The sequence below is a fragment of the Chryseobacterium sp. WG14 genome, assembly GCF_024586945.1.
Lineage (GTDB): Bacteria > Bacteroidota > Bacteroidia > Flavobacteriales > Weeksellaceae > Chryseobacterium.
Genome location: NZ_JALCZD010000010.1, coordinates 172400 through 193779, shown reverse-complemented (window position 1 = coordinate 193779; position 21380 = coordinate 172400). Strand labels below are relative to the sequence as shown.

The window sequence follows — 21380 nt, the reverse complement described above, 5'->3', positions numbered from 1 at the left end:
TATCTTCGATAAAATCCTTGCGTCTTAAAGCATTATTAAAATTTAAAAAAACTTTGCGCCTTTGCGATTAACCAACATTCCATATTAAGAATTAAGAAAATCTTCTCTAAACGGCGTAAAAGCATCAATCAGCTGTCCTTCTTCCAGACATTTTACCCCGTGAAAAATATTGGGCTGCGCGAAAAAACCGTCACCTTTCTGTAAAATTTTCACTTCTCCATCAACGGTAACCAATTTAATTTTATCTTCGATAAAATCCTTGCGTCTTAAAGCATTATTAAAATTTAAAAAAACTTTGCGCCTTTGCGATTAACCAACATTCCATATTAAGAATTAAGAAAATCTTCTCTAAACGGCGTAAAAGCATCAATCAGCTGTCCTTCTTCCAGACATTTTACCCCGTGAAAAATATTGGGCTGCGCGAAAAAACCGTCACCTTTCTGTAAGATTTTAATGTCTCCATCTACACTTACTTCAAATTTTCCCGAAGCAACATAAGTGATCTGCGAATGAAAGTGCTGATGCAAAGCTCCGATGGCATCTTTTTCAAACTTTACAATGACCATCATCACCTGGGAATTGTACCCAACAAACTGTCGGGAAACTCCGCCTCCTAAATCTTCCCACTCGGAATTGCCGTCGAAGAATGGTTCTTTTTTGAATTTCATTTTGTATGTTTTGATTTATTATTTGATTAAAATTTTACGTCCAATTTGTCATTCCGTAGGAATCTAAACTATGTTTTTAACTGTTGAGATTCCACGCTACACTTCGTTTCGCTCTGAATGACAAACAGACCGTTAAATGTTTTTGCATTTAAACTATTTAATATATTTTTCCAATCCAATTTTCAAGCTCTTCAAATCTTTCAAAGCCAGTTTTGCAACAGTTTCCGCGCCTAATTTTGATAAATGTGTATCATCCGCTTTTCCTTTTGGATAATATGGATTTTCACCCTCTGTAAAATGAAGGTGGAGTTTTTTAGAATTTTCCGGACCGTAAGAAATTTCCATCTGTTCTGTTAGCAATTGCATATCTACAAACGGAACCTTCAGATCATTAGCAACCATTCTTACCACTAAAGGATATTCTTTATGTGTATCAACCAAAACACCGTTTTCAGTGAAATTTCTTCTCACAATAGAAGTCATCAGAATCGGAGTAGCGCCTTTTGCTCTGGTTTCATTGACGTATCTTTCCAAATTGGCTCTGTATTGAGTATAAGGATTGGTGAATTTTGTAGAATCCTTGATTTTCTGGTCATTATGACCGAACTGAATAACTACAAAATCTCCCTTTTTAAGCTGTTTCTCCACTTTATCCCATCTTCCTTCTGTTCTGAAACTTTTTGAGCTTCTGCCGTTCATCGCATGATTCTGAACTTCAATTCCTGTTGTTAAAAATTGTGGTAAAACCTGTCCCCAACCGTGTTCAGGGTTTTTATCGGGATTGTCCTTATTGGCCATAGTAGAATCGCCGATTAAGAATAATGTTGATTTTTGTGCAAATACTATTATTGATAAAAATAAAAATAGTAATGTTAATTTTTTGTTCATTGTAAATTTGATTTTTGTTAATTCTTTTGTCTTAAAACAAAAGAATCAAAAGTTCAAGACTTGGAAACTTCCGCTAAAAATGAGTTCTGTTCTCTAAAAATTCTAAAACTCGCGCGGATTGAATATTTCTGTTTTATTTCAATAGTTATCCCGCGCTTCAGACAGTAGAATTTTTTTAACGTTCACAGAGCTAATTTTCTTAACGCTCCATTTTCCTATGTCGATTTTATTATGGTTATAATTACTTATCACCGATTACTTATTACTTGTTTGGATTCCAGTCATCAAAAATCTTTTCCAAAGTATAATTTTTCAAATCTTTTTTCGTCAATTGATGCGACCAGCTTACCCGTTTTGAAGTGTTTCCACCTTCACCTTTACTTCCGAATTCTGCATAATAAGCGGTTTTTTCTTTATCAGGAAACATTTTATCGCCTTTCCACGGATTCCAGCCTTCCGGAAGAATATGCTTTCCCATTTCCGTATTGATGAAAACTGTTTTTGCATACGGCCTCCAGGGTCTTCCCAAATAGACTTTTGTGATGCCTTCTTTGGCGGTTAATGTACAGTCGAAAAAGACAAAACCATATGGTCTGTCGGCTTCCGTTGCGGCGGCTGTAATATAAGAATCGGCTAAACTTTTAATGGTGCAGTTTTTAAAAACAACCGTTGCCTGACCAAAAATAAAATCCGTCGTACCTTCAATATAGCAGTTTTCAAAATATTGCCTGCTGTGATTGGTTGCAGAATAAATCGTGTCCTGACAACCCAGAATATTCGAATTTTTAATCACAAAACGGTCACCTTCCACATGAAGAGAAACTGCCTGTCCTTCGTTGCACGAGCTGTTTTTAATGGTTACATTGCTAATTTTTATATCATCACCCATTACCAGTAAAGTGTAAGAATTGAATGTTGTCATTTTTTCATTAAACGGATCAGTTTTTCCTGAAAAATCGTTGTTGGTGATAATTGTATTGTCTTTATTTTCGCCTTCTAACGTGATTTTATGTTTTGAAGAAGGGATGGTGATTTTTTCGTTATAGGTTCCGGCTTTAATAAAAACCAAAGCTTCCGCAGGTCCTAAATCTCTTATAGAATTAATCGCTTTTTGAATCGATGTAAAATCTCCACTTCCGTCTTTGGCAACGGTAATTCTAACGTACGGATCATTTCCTGCTAAGAGAAAATTAGCAATCGAAATAAATAGAATTAAGAATATTTTTTTCATAAACTGATTTATTATTTTTTAACGCAAAGTTTGTTTTTCTTTATATTTATTTTTAGTGAGCTAAGATGAAATCAATAAATTGATTTTGATTAAGCGGGCGTTTTAGCCATAAGCTTCATCAGTGACTTGTCGCTTTCTTTGCCCCTTAAAATATTCATTGCATTAAATTAATCTTTGGGTTAAATCATAATTAAATTACTTCAAAACTTTATTTAAAAAATCAACAGTATAATTCAATGTTTCTGTAAACCAGGGTTCTGCACTCCAAAATGAATGCGGAGAACCTTTAATTTTATGAAATTCAGTCGGGATATTATAACTCTTCAATTTCTTCATCATATCGTCCCGACCTGCATGGAAACGGGGCTGAGAACTGTTAATGAAAAGGGTAGGAGGCGTGCTTTTATCCACATATTCCAAAGGGGAAGCTTCTGTCCAGTTTTTTAAATTGATATTTCTATCACCACCCAGCCAATAGGAAGCGTAAGTACTTTCTTCAGCTTCGGGATGAATAAAGGAAACAATTCCGTCAATATTGATGATTGCCTTTATTTTATTCTTTGACTTTACGCCAACCAAAGTGGCGATCTGAGCACCCGCAGATTCTCCTAAAACCACCATTTTATTTTGATCTAAAGAATATTTTTTTCTGTTTTTCTTTAACCAGTTAATAGCTTCTTCAATATCTTCAACTCCGGCAGGATATTTTGCAACATCAGCCAACCGATAACCAACTGCGATGGCGACATAACCTTTTGAAGCCAATTCCATGGCCATGAATTTTTCATTTTCCTTGCTTCCGGAAATCCAGCCACCGCCATGAACCATTGCAATTCCGGGATGCTTTTTGGATTTATCAAGAGGATAATAGAGGTCTGCTTTCAAAGAAATTCCGTTGATGTTTGCATATTCTACATCTTTATCAATTTTGATATTTTGCGGAACCGGCCGATCAATCGGAGTAATAAAAGTGTGTTTTTTCTTTAGTTTCTCGTAAGTTGCTTCGTTGGTGTAAGGAGTTGCATTCGGCCGTTGAATCTGGCCGAATGCTATTGTTCCTCCCATTAAAAAAATAGAAATATAAGTATGCTTTTTGTTAAAAATCATTCGCTTGTGGAATTTTTTTAATACTATTTTTATTTTGAGTTGTTGGAAAATCGCAAAGACGCAAAGTTTTTTAATCATAAAGATGCTTTTAAGGCGCAAGAAAACCAAAGATTTTCAGTAAGTTCTAAGTGTTAAATTTTATCGAAGATAAAATCCTTGCGCCTTAAAAACGCAAAGTTTGTAAACTTCCTTGCGCCTTTGCGATACCAACTATTTAACTGAATTTTTCGCTACTTCCGTTGCAAGAGAAAATGCATCTTTATCATCTGCCACTTCTTTCGGTAACAATATGGATCCGGATTTATTTCCTAAAATCTTAACGAGTGGCTTATTTTGAGATTCAAATTTTACCGTTGAAAGATTGATGTTTTTGCTGTTGTAAACCGTAGCTCCGGTTCCTTCAGCATATTTTAATTTAACATTTTTTAATTGAACTCCGTCTGCATCTACGATTGTTAGAGCCTTTTTCGTGTCAAACTGAGAGTCTTCAATCACAATATTTTTAAGGTTCATTTCTGCTAAACCGAATAATGTGATGGCTTCATAAGAATTAACCGCATTGATGTTTTTAAAGAAAATATTTCTGAAAATCGGGGTTTCTTCTGTTACGGGATAAACCTTTTCCGGTGCTTTGTTGCCTTCTCTTTTTTGTCCGTCTTCCAAAACCGGGGAAGCGCCTTCATAAAACATATTGAAGCCAATTACCTGCGTTGGAATATTAATCATATCGATGTTTTTGATGTAAATATTTTCAACGATTCCACCTCGTCCACGAGTAGTTTTGAAACGTAAACCGATATCAGTTCCGATAAAAGTACAATCGGAAACGTGGATATTTCTCGCTCCACCGGACATTTCGCTTCCTATAACAAAACCTCCGTGACCGTGATAGACAACATTGTTTTTAATGATGACATTTTCTGTAGGCATATTTCTTTTTCTGCCATCTTTATCTTTCCCTGATTTAATGCAAATCGCGTCGTCACCAACGTCAAAGGTGTTATCGTAAATCAAAACATTTTTGCAGGATTCTAAATCTACACCGTCACCGTTTTGAGAAAACCAAGGATTTCTAACGGTAAGATTTCTTAAAATGACATTAGAACACATCAGTGGGTGAAGATTCCACGCGGGAGAATTCTGAAAAGTAGGACCGTCTAACAGAACTTTGTCACAACCCACCAAACTTACCATTACCGGACGAAGAAAATCTTTAACCGATTTTAGCTCTTCCTTAGAAATTTTATCAGGAACGTTGAAACTCGAACTGCTTTCAAATCCTTTTTTATAACTTTCTGAAGGATACCAGGTTTTACCGTCTGAAGATAAAATTCCGCCGGATTTTACAATCTCTTTCCATTCAGATTCTGCCATTTTGCTTTTCTTGATGGCTCTCCACGCATCACCGCTTCCGTCAATCACCCCTTTTCCTGTGATGGCAATATTGGTTGCGTTTCTTGCTGAAATAGGTGATTGACAACGGATTGTATTTAATCCTTCAAAACTTACATCAACCAAAGGATAATCGTTTTTGTCTTTGCTAAATATGATCAATGCACCTTCTTCTACGTGAAGATTAATGTTGCTTTTCAACTCGATTGGCCCTGTTAACCACATTCCGCGGGGAACAACCAATTTTCCACCGCCTTTTTTAGAAAGATCATCGATTGCTTTTTTGAAAGCCTCTGTATTTTTTACATTTCCGCCCGAAACTCCACCGTACTGAGTGATAGAAACAGTGTTGGCTGCAAAAGAAGTTTCTGCGACCTGAGGCATTTTAAACTCAATATTTTTATAAATATCCAGATTTTGAGCGTGTATGTGTCCTGAAAACATCATAACTGCGACTAAACCAATAATTGTAAGAGACTTCTTCATTTTATTTTTGTTGAGTTTTAATTAATTTTTTAAATTCCTGATAAACAATTGCTGCCACGACTTTTGCACCTTCCGGCTGAAAATGCGTGTTGTCTTTCTGACCTTTCGGATACGCTTCATACACATTCTCCGGAAGATTCATGAAGTAATGGTTTGTAGTAAAATCCTGTCCTTTTTTAGTAAAATAGTCCATCGATAATTTGTTTAAATCGATGTACGGAACATTCATTTCTTTAGCAATATCAATTGGAGCTTGCCCATATTCTCCGTGTACATTTTCGAGTTTTCCGTCTTTCCATGGGTAATTTCTGGCAACAGGTGTCAGAATAATTGGATTTCCACCTTTTTGTCTTGTCTGCATTACAAATAATCTTAAAAATTCTTTATATCCTTCAATATTTACATATCGTTCTGTATGTTTCTCAGAACCGTCGTTGTGACCAAACTGCATGAAAACATAATCATTCGGCTGCAAATGTTCATACACATATCTCCATCTTCCTTCCTGGAAAAAAGTTCGCGTACTTCTTCCACCATGAGCTCTGTCGATAATGGCAACAGAATCTGTTGTAATTGCAGGTTTTAAAGAAGCCAAACTGTCTTTCACAAAAAACGGCTGAAAAACCTGTCCCCATCCTGTAATTGGATACCGGACTTTCATATAATCTTTTCCGGGTTCATAATTTCCCGTATAATCCGCCATAGTAGAGTCACCGATAAGATAGATATGCGTGATTTTTTTATTGTGTTTTGCCGTTGACTTTTGTGTCTGAGTTTGTGCCTGACATGCAGACAACAGCAAAACGACGTATAAAAATGAAATAATATTAAATTTTCTTTTCATTATTAATATATCTTGTTGGTTATCGCAAAGGCGCAAAATTTTTAATCTTAATTATGTTTTAAGGCGCAAGAAAATCAGAGATTTTCAGCAAATTTTACAGTGTTAAATTTTATCGAAGATAAAATCCTTGCGTCTTAAAGCCTAATGTTTGTAAATATTCTTGCGTCTTTGCGATTTACCAACCATAATTTTAATTTTTAGTAATTCTAAACCAATCAAAATCTGCATATCCGCCGCGAGATGCTTTTGCTGTACTTACGCTGTATAAGCCAACTTTAGCACCGATCCATTTTCCGGGTTTTGCCTGAAAAACATCGCCAACCTTGATGAAATTTTTCCCGTTTTCGCTGTAGCTGAACTGGCATAAACCATTCGGTTCGTTCACATTTACTTTTAAATAGGCTTCATTTCCTTTTAATTTTGTTTCAAATAAAACCTTTTCTTCACCACCTTTATCTGCTTTTTCAGCTCTTTTTAACTGTAAATAATAGCCGTCGGGTTTGTTTGTAATCACGATAGATTCATGATCTAATCCCATCACCAAAAGTCCGGCTGTTTTTCCTTCTTTGGCATCTTCCGGAATTAATTTAACCTTTGTGGAAGCTGCAAAATTAGGAGCAGGGAATTTTTGAGTTAATAAATTCGGGACATTCCACAGATTTTTCTCGCCTTCAGGAACTTTCATCGAGAATAATCTTAAAAATTTCTGTCCGGGAAGTTTTGAAGACCAGACGATATTTTCATTCGCGCTCCATTGCCACTGAATTCCTAATTTTTCACCATCAAATTCATCTGTTTCTGGCGGAGTAACGATGGGGTAGGATTGGCTAACGTTTGGTTTTTTATAAGTTGAAACCGGTTCACCGATTCCATTTTTATTATTGTCAATTCCGATAATTGGCCAGTCTTTTTCCCACTTCATCGGTTGTAAATGAACGATTCTTCCGCCTGCATCAATATCCTGAAAATGGTAAAACCAATCTTCACCGGAAGGTGTATCAACCCAAGCTCCCTGGTGAGGTCCGTTGATTTTCGTCGAACCTTGCTCGAGCACAACTTTTTCTTCGTAAGGACCATAAATATTTTTTGATCTCAGCACCAATTGCCATCCTGTAGCGACTCCGCCTGCAGGTGCAAAAATGTAGTAATAACCGTTTCTTTTATACATTTTAGGGCCTTCAACGGTTGGATGTGCATCATGACCATCGAAAACATGAACTCCTTTATCCAGGACTTTTGTGCCTTCGGGATTCATTTTATTAATCGAAAGTAAACTTTTCACGCCTGCGCGACTTCCCGCCCAACCATGAACTAAATACGCATTTCCATCATCGTCCCAAAACGGACAGGAATCGATCAACCCTTTTCCTTCCATTACCAAAACAGGCTTTTCCCAGGTTCCCAGCGGATCTTTGGTTTTCACCATGTAAATTCCGAAATCGGGATCACCCCAATAAATATAAAATTCTCCTTTATGAAATCTGATACTCGGTGCCCAAACGCCGTCGCCTCTTTTTGGCGTTGAAAAATGTTCGTTGGGAAGAACATCCGGAAGCGCATAATTCACTAATTTCCAGTTGACCATATCTTTTGAATGAAGAATAGGCAATCCCGGAGCTTCATTGAAACTTGAAGCGGTCATATAATAATCTTCACCGACACGAGTGGCATCCGGATCGGAATAATCTGCATACAAAATGGGATTTCTGTAATTTTTACCCTGATCGGCTGTCCATACTTCAGAAACATAGTTTTTTTCCTGTGCATTCAAATAAGTTGATGCAATAGAAAAAACTGTGAGTGAAAGTATATTTAAAATATTTTTTGTCTTCATTAAATCAGATTCATTTATTTCGTTTTAGTAAATTTTAACGCAAAGAGCGCAAAGGTTTTTTTGCAAATAATGCTGTTGATTTTAAGTTCGCAAAGGCGTTCTACTTAGCAAAAGGTGAGTATTTTATCCTTTATTTTTCAAATTCTAAACTCGCCAAAATGAAAGGTCCTGTTCCTTTTGCATCGTTGGAACGAATTTCTTCATTCACATAATATTCATACGAACCGTCTCTGTAAGGTTTTCCGCCTAAACCTGCGACAGCACAGCATTTATTTAAATTAACTACACCATTTTCATCAACGGTAATTAAATTTTTAATGATCCCGTCATAACCTTTTTTAGCAGCAGTTTTATAAGATGTTGGTAAATATCCTTTGTTTACAGACTTTATCATTGTGTAAACAAACATTGCTGAAGCAGTTGCTTCTTCATAATTACCATTTGCTAATGGCTTGTCCAATACTTGATACCAAAGTCCGCTTTTCTTGTCCTGAACTTTGATGATAGCATCGGTGTAAGATTTTATGTAAGAAATTAATCTTGCCCTTCCCGGATGATTTTGTGGTAAATAATCCAGCACATCCACCATTGCCATTCCGTACCAACCCATTGCTCTTCCCCAGAAATTCGGGGAAAGTCCGGTTTCTTTATTTGCCCAGGCCTGTTCTTTGCTTTCATCCCAGGCGTGATATAACAAGCCCGTTTTTTTGTCTAAAAGATTTTTTTGAACCGAATCGAACTGGAAAACAATATCATCATACGCTTTTGTAGCTTCTGCACCTTTTACAAAATCCTTTGTGTAATGCGTGTAGAACGGCATTCCCATGTAGAGGCCATCCAGCCATACCTGGTACGGATATATTTTTTTATGCCAGAAAGACCCTTCTTTAGTTCTTGGCTGCCCGTCAATTTGTAAACGAAGAGTTTGAAGAGCTTTCAGGTATTTTTCTTTTTTCTCTTTTTCGTAAAGGTATAAAAGAACATTTCCGCTATTCAGAAGATCGATATTGTACTTCTCCATGTCGTAGGTAAGGATTGTACCGTCTTCTTTTACCAGTTTTTCTCCGAAATCACTGATGTAGTTGTAATATTCTTTTTTACCGGTTTTCGCGTATAATTGTTCAGCGGCATCCAATACAATCGCTGATGGATAGGTCCATTTGGGACTCTTGCTGAAATCGAGCATCCATGATTCCGGGAAACGGTGCATTTCGGAAAGGAGCATTCTTTCAGACCATTTCAGATTGGCAGGAACAATTTTTCCGGATTGAGATGTTGGAGTTTTTGTCTGAGTTGCCACTTTTGATTGAGCACAAGCTAAAAATATTCCTGAGCCTAAAATTGCAACCGAGCATATTTTAATGGTATGATTAATGAAATTCATTTTTTTAAACTTTAAAGTTGATTATTTTTATCTAAAATGTTCAGTTTTTATCTAAATTTTGGTAGATGATTTTTGTTGAATTTAATAAAGAATTTCATGGTTATTAGTTTTGTTTTTCAGTTATTATGGTAACAAGATCATTAAAATAAACTTCAATATTGTCGTAGTCTTCGTCTAAATCTCTTCCGTTGGCGTTGGCCACTTTTGGATTTAATTGATGCTTAATTTCCCATTCATCAGGTATTCCGTCGTTGTCTGAATCGGGTAGGGGCTTTCCCGGGTTTAAGTTTGGAAAGCCGCCGACATCATTTTGTGAATCGATGATGCCGTTGGTGCTTCCTTTTGAACCTTTGTAGGTAAAACTTCCGTTTTTGACATCTTTCAACACATGGAGATCAACAGCATCTCTCACTAAACTTGCTCCCCCGATCTGTAAAATTTTCTCATACGCTTCTTTCGCAGAATGGGTTTTGACATTGCTCTGAATATCATGTGGCTGATTGATTTTTATGGAGTTTTTATCCTTATCTGTCAAATTATAAGCTTTCATTTGACCGAAAACACCTTCCGTCCAGTTATCCTTCGTGATTTCCGGGTTTCCTTCTATAACATTTCCGTTGATGTAATATTTCCCCCAAATGTTATACACTTCAGCTTCCGGTTTTCCGTTTTTATCGATGGCAACAATTCTCTGTTTTGTGGTGGTTGCAGGTCCCGGTTTGTAGTAATTATTGACGATATTCACGTTCATTCCTTCACCGCCGTACACATTGTTATGTCCCCAGTTATAGATGATATTATTTCTGAAATCGGTAAGATCGGTTAATGCAAATTTACTTCCTGCATATTCCCCTAATCTGGGATTTCTGCTGTCATGGTGAGCGTACATATTATGATGAAAAGACGCAAATTTTCCGCCTGCAATTCCGCCGTAACCGTGAGGACCTTTCTTATGGAAAGAATTTCTCAAACTTTCTGCAATTACGCACCATTGAAGCGTTGTGTTTTCATTAACATAAATAGAAACCGTCTCGTCTGTAGACCAGCTCATTGAGCAATGATCAATAATTAAATTTTTTATAAACCTGGCACCCAAAGCATCACCTTCATTTTTTTTCTGATCACCCATTCTGAATCTCATGTAACGAATAATCACGTTGTCTGCACCTACAAAAGTTTCGTAATTGGCAACGGTAATTCCGTCTCCGGCAGCGGTTTGTCCGGCAATGGTGACATTGCCTTCTTTTATTTTTAACGGTGATTCCAAGTAAATTGTTCCGCCTGTTTTAAAAACAATATATCTCGGACCTTTTTGGTCTAAAGCATATCTTAAAGTGCCTTCTGAACCGTCATCTGTCAATTTATCAACAACATAAACCTTTCCGCCACGGCCGCCTGTTGTATATCTTCCGAAGCCTTCTGCGCCGGGAAAACTTAGAACGTTTTGAGCTTCAACAAAAGTCAAACTTCCGCATAAAATCCCTATCGTCATTATTTTTGTGAAGTGTTTTATCATGATTGAAAATTCTTTTTGATGTTGATTTTTATCTTAAAATTTATTTTAAACTTTTTTTCGGATTCCAGTTGTCATTTGCTTTAAGGATATTTTGCGTTGTATAGTTTTTACTATTTTCTTTACTTAATTGATGTGACCATGAAACTCTTTTTGCCGCATTCGCTCCTGTTCTTTTTGAATTAAATTCTCCATAAAAAGTTGTCTTTTCAGCATCCGGTTTGCTCCAATTGTGCCATCCTTCGGGTTTTATGCTTGAATTCATTTCGCAATCGATGTACACTGTCTTTGCAAAAGGCCTCCAGGGTCTTCCTAAATAGACTGAATTTTCTTTCGCATTTCCAATGATTTTTGAATTGATAAAGACAAAGCCAAATTCGCTTTCCTGTGGAGTAGAAGCGGCTGTGACGTAGCTTGCGCTTTCTTTAGAATAGACCGTGCAGTTTTCAAAAACAGCTGTTCCGGCTCCGAAAATATAATCGGTTGTACCTTCGATATAGCAGTTTTTAAAGTAATTTCTTGAAGGTGTAGTTTTATCTGTTAAATCCTGAGCTCCTTTTAAATACAAAGTATCCTGATTTCCTAAGAATTTGCAGTTTTCAAAAGCAATTCTGTCACCGGAAGTTAAAACCGCGACGGCTTGTCCGACTCTTCCTGAACTGTTTTCAAACGAAATATTTTTTGCCGTAAAATCATTTGAATAAATAAAAATAGTTGAAGAACCTGTTGTTCCGATATCTTTGCCTTCCGAATTCTTTTTTGATGCGAAATCATCGTAAGTAATGATCGTATTTTCAGGATGTTCTCCTTCTATCAAAATGGTTCCTTTTGTTTCAGGAACGGTGATTTTTTCTTTGTAAACTCCGGCTTTAATTAAAATTTTAGTTCTTGTGGAAGAACCATTTTCAACGGCATCAATAGCTTGCTGTACCGTGGTAAAGTTGCCATTTCCGTCTTTTGAAACCACGATTATTTTATCTTTGGTTTTAAAAGAAAGAAGACTTAACAATACGATTGAAAAAATTGAAAATGTTTTAAAATTTTTAATAAAAGTGGAAGTTTTCATTACATAAATTTTGAGTTAAAATACAGACTTCTCTTTGTGGGAGGAAGCCTGTATTTCTTTGATATGAATGTGAAATTTTTTATCTAATACCCATAATCTTGTGTAAGATTGTAGTTGGAATTAACTACATCTAATGCGATTGGAAGCAATTCTTTTCTGTTTGGCTGGAAATAATAGGCATAGCTCTTTACAGGATCACCACTGATATATGGCTGTGTCATGGCAAGCCTCCAGTTTACCTTTGTGTACCCGGAAGGTGTTGCCACACTTTGATTCGGATTATAGAAAACATCAGCCTTTGTAATTCCATTGGCCGTATAAAAGTCGATATCCAATACATTTTGCTGTGCTGTTTTTGTAGGTGTGTACGCTACTTTTTTATAGAAAATATATTCAGGGACATTGGCATAAGCTCCTGTACCATTCATAAACTGCGTAAGCTTCTCTCTGGTTTCGTTAATCTTGGTTTCTAACAAATTCCAACGGATCAGGTCATATTTTCTAAGTCCTTCTCCACCAAATTCCAACTGTCTTTCTTTAACAATAAAATTAAAGAATTCGTTTTTAGTCGTTGGGATTGTTCCCACCTGACCCAAATTACCGGCATAAGCTCTCTGTCTAACAGCTAAAACAGCACTGATTGCATCTTGTGACGGTCCGCTGTGAAGCTCGTTATCTGCTTCTGCAAACATTAATAAAATATCAGAATATCTTAATAACGGCCAGTCGATCCCCAGGTTTTGAGACGTTCCTGTAATAGACGTCCATGATTTTCTGAACTTACCGTCATTCCAGTTGATTGCTGTCTGAAGTTCCTGCTGTTTTGTAGTATTTACTCTGAATATGGCAATATTAACGTCTCTTCTTAGATCATATTTTGTAAATTCATAAAAATAGACGGGGATTGCACTGATTCCTCCTGAAGATTTCCAATCTGTATCATCGTGTCGTAAACCGTTGTAATAACCAATTTTACTATCTGTTCTGGAATTTCCTCCGAACGCTCCGATAGCATATATTACCTCATTTGTCGCATCCTGGCTGTTGGTATGCAAAGATCTGAACAGGTTTTCATAACTTGGGTTGAGCTGATGCTGCCCGGAGTTGATGATATCTTTACATTCATCATAGGCAATCTGATAATATTTTTGAGGATTGGTTCCCTGCATCATTTGCTGTGGGCTTCTTCTTAACGAATATCCTGCTCTTGCCAAAGCTATTCTTGCTCTCAGACCTTTTACAGCTCCTTTTGAGATTCTTTGCGAGGTTGTATTACCTTCTGATTTCCACGGAACAAAATTTTCTGCTTTTAATAAATCGTCAAGTATTTTATCATAAATGACATCTCTGTCTGTTTTTGCCAGGTACAGATTAGGAAGATCAGCAGATGGAAGCTCCTGAAATGGCACATCTCCCCAGTTTTTTATAAGATCATGATAAAAATGAGCTCTTAGTGTTAAAGCTTCACCCAAATATCTGTCCATTAATTTTTTATCAGCCTCTGAACCTGTCTGGTATACGGGAGAAAGCGGAATGTTTTTAATGACAAGATTAGCTCTTTCGATACCGGCATAGGTATCTAAAAAAGGTCTTAAAAGCTCAGTATTTGTGGGAATAGCCCCGAAGCAGCTTACACCTCTTCTGTCGTTGGCATTATAATCACCTGAAGTTCTCAAATCATCACCTGATTGCGCTAAAATAAGATTCATTCTCTGACCATAAGTGTTATCACCCATCGTACTGTTGTATACACCCACTAATGCAGAGAATGTATCTGAAACAGAATCGAATTGCTGTTTTTCTACGGTATTGGATAAACTTTCTACTTCCAGATAATCTTCACATGAAGCGACGGACAGTAATCCAGCAACGGAAAATAGAATTGTTAAAAATTTATTTTTATTCATAATATTAGGTTTAAAAAGTGATATCAACTCCTGATAATATAAATCTGCTACGTGGATAAGCTGCATAATCAACACCAGGTGTCAATGGGTTTCTTCTCGTGTTTGCCTCAGGATCGTACCCGGAATATCCGGTAATGGTAAATACATTGTTCATGGTAAAATACAATCTGAAATTTGAAAGACCAAGCTGTTTGGTGAATTCTTTTCCAAGGGAATACCCAAGGGTTACGTTATTTAGCCTTAAGAAAGATCCGTCTTCAATTGCATAAGAGTGTAAGAAGTAAGCGCCTGCAGGAGGAGTCCATCCTGTAGTATTGGCATTTAATGCTGCTAATGCAGTCGGATCATTTACTTTTATACCCGCATCATCGAACCATCTCCATCTGTTAGCAACTTCTGCCAGCATGTTATTGTCTTTGTAAAGATATTGCGTAGAATATTCTATTTTATTGGCATTATACACTTTATTTCCTACGGAGAAATTGAACATTAAGCTCATATCCCAGTTTTTATAACGGAAAGTCTGATTGAATCCGCCATAGAATTTAGGTTGGGCATTTCCTAAGTCTGTCATGTCCTGATTATCAATGATGCCATCATTGTTAAGGTCCTGAAGTTTAAGATCTCCGGGCTGTATAGGTTTTGCCCCGTTGGCAGCGGCAGAAGCATTTGGAACACCAGCTTTTAATGTATATACTTGTGTTGTAGAATTATAATCAAAGTCGTTTATTTCATATCTTCCTGCCGTTACATATCCCCAATAAGTACCTACTGGCTTACCAACCTGTACTAGGAAATCATTCAGGTTATTCTGCCAGCCGGACGGATAATAGTAAAAATTAGAACTTGCAGAAGTGTTATTTCCTAAGCTTTTGATTGTATTTTTATTGGACGAAATATTAGCATCAATTTTCCATGTGAAGTTTTCTTTACTAATAATAGTACTTCCTACGGAGAATTCAATACCCTTATTGGTAGTACTTCCGGAGTTTTGGTATTGATATTCATAACCAGTAGTCTGGGGAATTTTCGCCAAAAGCAAAAGATCTTTCGTATCAGTCTGATAAACATCAAGAGTACCGTATATTCTTCCGTTAAATAGTCCGAAATCCAACCCTGCATTTTTGGAAGTCGCAGTTTCCCATTTCACGTTTTTGTTGGCCATGATGTTACCTGTAGTAGCCCCGGGCGTCACATTAGTTCCAAAAGCATATCCATAGTCTGAAGAAGTAATAAAGAATGTATCATATAAGAAAGCACCAATTCTGTTGTTTCCGGATAAGCCATATCCTACACGAAGTTTTAATTCACTGATAGTTTTACTGTCTTTTAAGAAATTTTCTTCAGTAATTTTCCATGCCGCAGAAGCTGCCGGAAAATATCCCCATCTGTTTCCGGGTCCGAATACACTGGATCCGTCTGCCCTCATGGAAGCGGTAAGGATGTATTTGTTATTGAAAATATAGTTGGCTCTTCCAAAGAAAGAAGCTAATCTGTCCGGAGCTCTTCCTGCTTTTGGAGCATCCTGTACGAGTCCGCTGGGTGGTGAAGCCGACTGAATATTGGCAAATGCTTCTTCTGCACTTATGGATTTCGGAAACCATTTAATATTAATTGCTAATGATTCACCGTCTGTTTTTACAATTTCCTGTCCTGCCAATAAGTCCAGTTTATGTTTTCCAAATGTTTTTCTGAAATTTAAAGTATTGGTGTTGGTAATTCTCCTTGTCTGGGCTTTACTCAGGAATACCACAGGCTGGTCATTATTCTGTCTTGCAAGGCTGGTTACCGTACCTGAAAACTGATTTACAAATTCGTCTCTCTGTACATATCCTATAACACTTCTGAACGTAAAATCCTTATTGATTTTATATTCTAAAGTTCCATTTAGCATCAGGTCGTTTCTGCCGTTTTCCTTAACTTCATTATTTGCCAGCAAAACAGGATTAACCAGGTTGGTCTGATCTGCAAATAAAGGATCAAATTCATCAACATCCACTGTTGAACCTCCTTCAAAAGGCTGATATCTTACGGCATTTCTTAACCGGTTGGTACCCTGCGACCCTGTAGAAGATGTTCCGGCCCCGAAAATGGTTTGTCTGCTGTATCTGGCATTTAAAGTAAGACTTAGTTTCTTTGAAATATCATAATCATATTTGAAATTGGCCATATTCCTTTTAAAGCCTGAGCCAATCATAATTCCGTCTTCCTGTACATTATTTAATGATAATGAGAAAGATGATTTCTCAGTTCCTCCTGTAAGTGAAAGATTATGAGTAAAGTTGAACGCTTCTCTGCCGAACACTTCATCCTGCCAGTCTCTTTTCTTGATATCTTTATATTTTCCTAAGTCTTCGAAAGTTCCATATCTTGTTTTAAAGGCATCAATATCTGTCTGTATACCAGCTTTGTTGTATAGCTCGTACTGGTACAGCACATATTGATATGGATCCAACACATCAATAGTGTTATGTATTGATCTTACTCCTAAAAACCCATTATAATTAATAAAGGTTTTGGCTTTCTTACGGCCTCCTTTTGTGGAAATGAGAACTACACCATTGGCGCCTCTCGCTCCGTAAATACTGGTGGATGAAGCATCTTTTAGAACTTCAATGGATTCGATCTCTTTGGGTGATAAAATAGACAGTGCATTATCCATCTGAACACCGTCTACGATATATAGCGGAGCATTACTGCCGGTAATTGAGTTACCTCCTCTGATGACAATATCTACATCCGCTCCGGGGGAGCCTTCACTCAGAGAAACCTGAACTCCGGCCATCCTTCCCTGAATTGCTTCTGCGGCATTATTGGAAGGCATATCTTTTATGGCTTCTGCTTTTACCGAAGAAACAGCATTGGTAACGTCCTTTTTAGAAACTTTAGTATAACCTACCAGAACCACTTCATCGATATTGGTTCCTTTATCCTTCTGCGTCTCCTTTTCTTGAGCCATGGCCAGGACAGGAAGTAAGAAGAAAGACAGATATAACCACTTTATTGATTGTACTCTTTTATCCATTTTTGTATCCTTATAGTTTTAATTTTGGTTGAAAGCTTTTTTTTCAATCGTTTTGTCTTGTGTGGATTTGTAAGTATTCTACTGTCTTTTTAGTGGTAAATATTTTCTGAAAGATTTACACATTTTAGAGTGCAATCGATTGCGTAAATTTTCAGAATAAATATTCTTGGCTTCTAAACTAATATTATTTTTCAATACGCAAAGAAAAAAATATTATTTTTTCATTAATTTGATGCTCTTGGGATGGTGGAAGTTGTAAAATGTTTAGTGCTATTATTTATATAAAATGCTGTAAGTTAATAATTTGTTAATTTGAATGCTACCACAAATAGTTTTATAAAAAAATCAGTTTTCTTTATTATTTATTAATTTAAAACTTAAAATTTGCTTAAAATTTATCATTTTTTGCTCTTAAAAATTTCCCAAAAATGATACTGAGGATTAATCTTTTTACAATTTTACTGACTTTTGTCATCTTTTTAGAGTTCAAATTTTAATCAAATTTTATACTTGATACTAATTATTCTTATTATGTATAATATATATAGCAGTTTTAATATATTATTATCAAATCAGTATATTTGTTTTTTTGATTTTATTTGGCATGATTTTATATTCAACAGTGATTTGAGCATTGATTTTGGTTAAAGCTATCTTCATATTCCTTTAAATAATTTCATCTTTTATACATTATTTTAAAAAATATTTGTCTGTAAATCAGTTGTTTATTAATTTAAATTAATTTTTTGTTAACTAATTAAAGAATAATTATATATTTAACGACAAGTATTTCTACAAATTTTAGTGTAATTTTATGCAATCGATTACGCATGTTTAATAGGTTTTGATAAAACCGCAAAAGAAAAAGTATAAAAATCAAGCAGTATGACACAGTCAGAATTTCGTTACGCCCATCATCCTGAAGATGCAAAAAAGTATACCACTGAAGATCTTAGGAGGGAGTTTCTAATCAATGATTTATTTAATGAAGATAAGATAAAATTAGTCTATTCTATGTACGACAGGCTTATTGTAGGGGGTATTATGCCTTCAGCAAAAGCTTTAAAACTGGAAGCTACAGACGATTTGAAAGCCGAGAATTTCCTTGACAGGAGAGAATTGGGAATCATCAACGTCGGCGGTGCAGGAAAAGTAACGGTGGACGGTGAAGTATATGACCTCGCCAACAAAGAGGCTTTATATATCGGTAAAGGAGCAAAAGAAGTAATTTTTGAAAAATTGGGTGATGCACAACCTTATTTTTACATCAATTCAGCTCCGGCACATCATACGTATCCGACAAAAAAGATCACGAAAAGCGAAGCAGAAATTGTAGAATTAGGGGAAGAAAAATACGCCAACAAGCGTACGATAAACAAGCTAATTGTAAATTCTGTGCTTGAAACGTGTCAATTACAAATGGGAATGACGGAACTTCATCCCGGAAGTGTTTGGAATACCATGCCTTCGCATACCCACACCAGAAGAATGGAAGCTTATTTCTATTTCGATCTGGAAGAAGGGCAGACCATTAGTCATTTCTTGGGACAGCCTCAGGAAACGCGTCATATTTTCATGCAAAACCGTGAAGCTGTGCTGTCTCCGGAATGGTCAATCCACTCAGGAGTAGGGACTTCCAATTATACTTTTATCTGGGGTATGGCCGGAGAAAATATGGATTACGGAGATATGGACGGAATCAAAACTAACGAACTAAAGTAATTTTTCTAATGAATTTATTTGATTTATCCGGTAAAGTAGCCGTTGTTACAGGCGGTACTCACGGATTAGGAATGGCAATGGCAGAAGGTCTTGCCGCCGCAGGTGCTGAACTGGCTATTACAAGTACGACACCGTCAAAATTAGAGGAAGCTTTAAATTATTATCACAATAAAGGATACAAAGCAACCGGTTATCTTTTTGACGTGACGGACGAACTGGAAGCCGCTCAGAAAGTAGCTTTAATGGAAGCCACTCATGGAAAAATAGACATCCTTGTCAACAACGCAGGAATCATCAAACGTGTTCCGGCGATTGAAATGGAAGTTGAAGACTTTAGAAAAGTAATTGATGTGGATCTTACAGGACCTTTTATCATGTCGAAATTAGTCGGCAAACATATGATCAAAAGAAAATCCGGAAAGATCATCAACATCTGCTCGATGATGAGCGAGCTGGGGCGCGACAATGTAGTGGCGTATGCTTCTGCAAAAGGCGGTCTGAAAATGCTTACCAAAAACCTGGCAACAGAATGGGCAAAACATAATATTCAGGTGAACGGAATCGGTCCCGGATATTTTGCGACTTCTCAGACAGAACCGATTCGGGTGGATGGACATCCTTTCAACGATTTTATCATCAGCAGAACTCCGGAAGGAAGATGGGGAAATCCTGAAGATCTTGCCGGAACAGCTATTTTCCTGGCTTCGGATGCAAGCAGATTTATCAACGGACAGATTATTTACGTTGACGGGGGAATTTTAGCGACTATCGGAAAACCTGCTAATGAATAACAACAGAATTAGATTAGAATGAAACCTTTTATTACAGATAATTTTTTACTACAAAATAAATACGCTGAAGAATTATACTTCAGATACGCGGAAAAACAACCCATCATTGATTATCATAATCATTTGATTCCCAAAGATATTGCAGAAGACACCGTTTTCGAAAATATCTCAAAGGTTTGGATTGCAGGCGATCATTATAAATGGAGAGCGATGCGTACAATGGGGGTGAACGAAAAATTCATCACCGGAGATTCTTCAGATAAAGAAAAATTTGAAGCTTGGGCAAAAACTGTCCCTTATACATTGAGAAATCCTTTGTATCACTGGACGCATCTGGAATTAAAAAGATATTTCGGAATCGATGAATTGTTAAACGGAAGCAACGCATCAGAAATTTACGAAAATATTACTGCTCAGCTTCAGACGCCTGAAAAATCGACAAGAGGTTTATTGAAAATGATGAATGTAGAATCTCTGTGCACAACAGAAGATCCTACAGATATTTTGAATTATCATCAGGATTTGGCAAAAAGTGATTTCAGCATTAAAGTAAGCACCGCTTTCCGTCCTGATAAATCAATTTTAATTGAAAATCACAACTTTGCAGATTATATTTCAAAACTGGGCGAATCTGCCGGAATTGAAATTAATTCTTACCAGACTTTGTGTGATGCTTTATTGAAAAGAATTGAATATTTCCACGAAAACGGATGCAGATTGTGCGACCACGGATTGAACAATATTTCCTTTGAAGATGCTACAGAAGCGGAGGTTAATGCTATTTTCAATGATAAAATTTCAGGGAAAGTGATTGCTGAAAAGCAGGTTAACCAATTCAAAACAGCCGTTTTATTATTCTTAGGCGAGGCTTATCACAAGTTCGGATGGGTTCAGCAGTTCCATTTGGGAGCGTTGAGAAATAATAACGAAAGAATGCACAGAATTCTTGGCCCGGACACGGGCTGGGATTCTATCGGTGACTTCGTTCAGGCTGAAACGCTGTCTAAATTTTTAAATACACTGGACGGAAAAGATAAATTAACGAAAACCATTTTATATAACTTAAATCCTTCTGACAACGAGATTTTCGCGACAATGATCGGGAATTTCAACGATGGCAGCATCAAAGGAAAAGTACAGTTCGGTTCAGGATGGTGGTTCCTTGATCAAAAAGACGGAATGATCAAGCAGATGAATGCTCTTTCAAACATGGGGTTAATCAGCTGTTTTGTGGGAATGCTGACGGATTCCAGGAGTTTTCTTTCTTACCCGAGACATGAATATTTCAGAAGAGTATTGTGTAATCTTTTCGGTGAAGAGATGAAAAACGGTGAATTACCAGATGATATTGAGCTGATTGGGGATACAATTTCAAATATTTGTTACCATAATGCTAAAAATTATTTTGATTTTTAAATAAAATTAAATTTTTAAACCATTAAGATCAATTTAGAAGTTAAGAATTATTAAGAATAAAAATCGAAGATTTTTAACTTATGTGATCTTTTATTTTCAATGTATT

General features: G+C 36.5%; 16 protein-coding genes. 3 read left to right on the top strand and 13 right to left on the bottom strand.

Annotated elements, in window-relative coordinates; genetic code table 11:
• Positions 1-84: 84 nt before the first annotated feature.
• The 13 genes from MP478_RS16760 to MP478_RS16700 form a co-directional block, all read right to left on the bottom strand.
• The gene (locus MP478_RS16760) at positions 85-234 is read right to left on the bottom strand and encodes a hypothetical protein (RefSeq protein WP_257201095.1); all 150 of its coding nucleotides are present in this window, start codon (positions 232-234) and stop codon (positions 85-87) included.
• 92 nt (positions 235-326) lie between these two features.
• Positions 327-668, bottom strand: a complete 342-nt coding sequence (locus tag MP478_RS16755; RefSeq protein WP_257201094.1) for a cupin domain-containing protein — start codon at positions 666-668, stop codon at positions 327-329.
• A 153-nt stretch (positions 669-821) separates the two neighbouring features.
• Positions 822-1556: a rhamnogalacturonan acetylesterase gene (locus MP478_RS16750; protein WP_257201093.1), complete on the bottom strand. Its 735-nt coding sequence runs from the start codon at positions 1554-1556 to the stop codon at positions 822-824.
• A 262-nt stretch (positions 1557-1818) separates the two neighbouring features.
• Positions 1819-2787 (bottom strand): pectinesterase family protein, encoded by a 969-nt coding sequence (locus MP478_RS16745; protein WP_257201092.1) that lies wholly within the window; start codon positions 2785-2787, stop codon positions 1819-1821.
• Positions 2788-2982: 195 nt separating this feature from the next.
• Positions 2983-3894, bottom strand: a complete 912-nt coding sequence (locus MP478_RS16740) for an alpha/beta hydrolase (protein ID WP_257201091.1) — start codon at positions 3892-3894, stop codon at positions 2983-2985.
• A gap of 210 nt (positions 3895-4104) precedes the next feature.
• Complete coding sequence (locus MP478_RS16735; protein WP_257201090.1) at positions 4105-5772, bottom strand: glycoside hydrolase family 28 protein; 1668 nt, start codon at positions 5770-5772, stop codon at positions 4105-4107.
• A gap of 1 nt (position 5773) precedes the next feature.
• The gene (locus tag MP478_RS16730) at positions 5774-6616 is read right to left on the bottom strand and encodes a rhamnogalacturonan acetylesterase (RefSeq protein ID WP_257201089.1); all 843 of its coding nucleotides are present in this window, start codon (positions 6614-6616) and stop codon (positions 5774-5776) included.
• Positions 6617-6806: 190 nt separating this feature from the next.
• Positions 6807-8450: a glycoside hydrolase 43 family protein gene (locus MP478_RS16725; protein ID WP_257201088.1), complete on the bottom strand. Its 1644-nt coding sequence runs from the start codon at positions 8448-8450 to the stop codon at positions 6807-6809.
• Between the two features lie 130 nt (positions 8451-8580).
• Positions 8581-9834: a glycoside hydrolase family 105 protein gene (locus tag MP478_RS16720; protein ID WP_257201087.1), complete on the bottom strand. Its 1254-nt coding sequence runs from the start codon at positions 9832-9834 to the stop codon at positions 8581-8583.
• 103 nt (positions 9835-9937) lie between these two features.
• Positions 9938-11350 (bottom strand): polysaccharide lyase family 1 protein, encoded by a 1413-nt coding sequence (locus MP478_RS16715; protein WP_257201086.1) that lies wholly within the window; start codon positions 11348-11350, stop codon positions 9938-9940.
• Positions 11351-11390: 40 nt separating this feature from the next.
• On the bottom strand, positions 11391-12413 hold the full coding sequence (locus MP478_RS16710; protein WP_257201085.1) for a pectinesterase family protein: 1023 nt from the start codon (positions 12411-12413) through the stop codon (positions 11391-11393).
• Positions 12414-12496: 83 nt separating this feature from the next.
• The gene (locus MP478_RS16705) at positions 12497-14320 is read right to left on the bottom strand and encodes a RagB/SusD family nutrient uptake outer membrane protein (RefSeq protein WP_257191284.1); all 1824 of its coding nucleotides are present in this window, start codon (positions 14318-14320) and stop codon (positions 12497-12499) included.
• 10 nt (positions 14321-14330) lie between these two features.
• Positions 14331-17345: a TonB-dependent receptor gene (locus tag MP478_RS16700; RefSeq protein WP_257201084.1), complete on the bottom strand. Its 3015-nt coding sequence runs from the start codon at positions 17343-17345 to the stop codon at positions 14331-14333.
• An 885-nt stretch (positions 17346-18230) separates the two neighbouring features.
• On the opposite strand from MP478_RS16700, the gene kduI reads away from it, so the two are divergent.
• The 3 genes from kduI to uxaC are packed head-to-tail and all read left to right on the top strand — an operon-like array spanning position 18231 to position 21274.
• Positions 18231-19067 (top strand): 5-dehydro-4-deoxy-D-glucuronate isomerase, encoded by an 837-nt coding sequence (kduI, locus tag MP478_RS16695; protein ID WP_257191285.1) that lies wholly within the window; start codon positions 18231-18233, stop codon positions 19065-19067.
• Positions 19068-19075: 8 nt separating this feature from the next.
• Positions 19076-19858 carry a gluconate 5-dehydrogenase gene (locus tag MP478_RS16690; RefSeq protein ID WP_257191286.1) on the top strand — a complete coding sequence of 261 codons (783 nt, stop codon included), beginning with the start codon at positions 19076-19078 and terminating at the stop codon, positions 19856-19858.
• An 18-nt stretch (positions 19859-19876) separates the two neighbouring features.
• Positions 19877-21274 carry a glucuronate isomerase gene (gene uxaC, locus MP478_RS16685; RefSeq protein WP_257201083.1) on the top strand — a complete coding sequence of 466 codons (1398 nt, stop codon included), beginning with the start codon at positions 19877-19879 and terminating at the stop codon, positions 21272-21274.
• Positions 21275-21380: the final 106 nt, after the last annotated feature.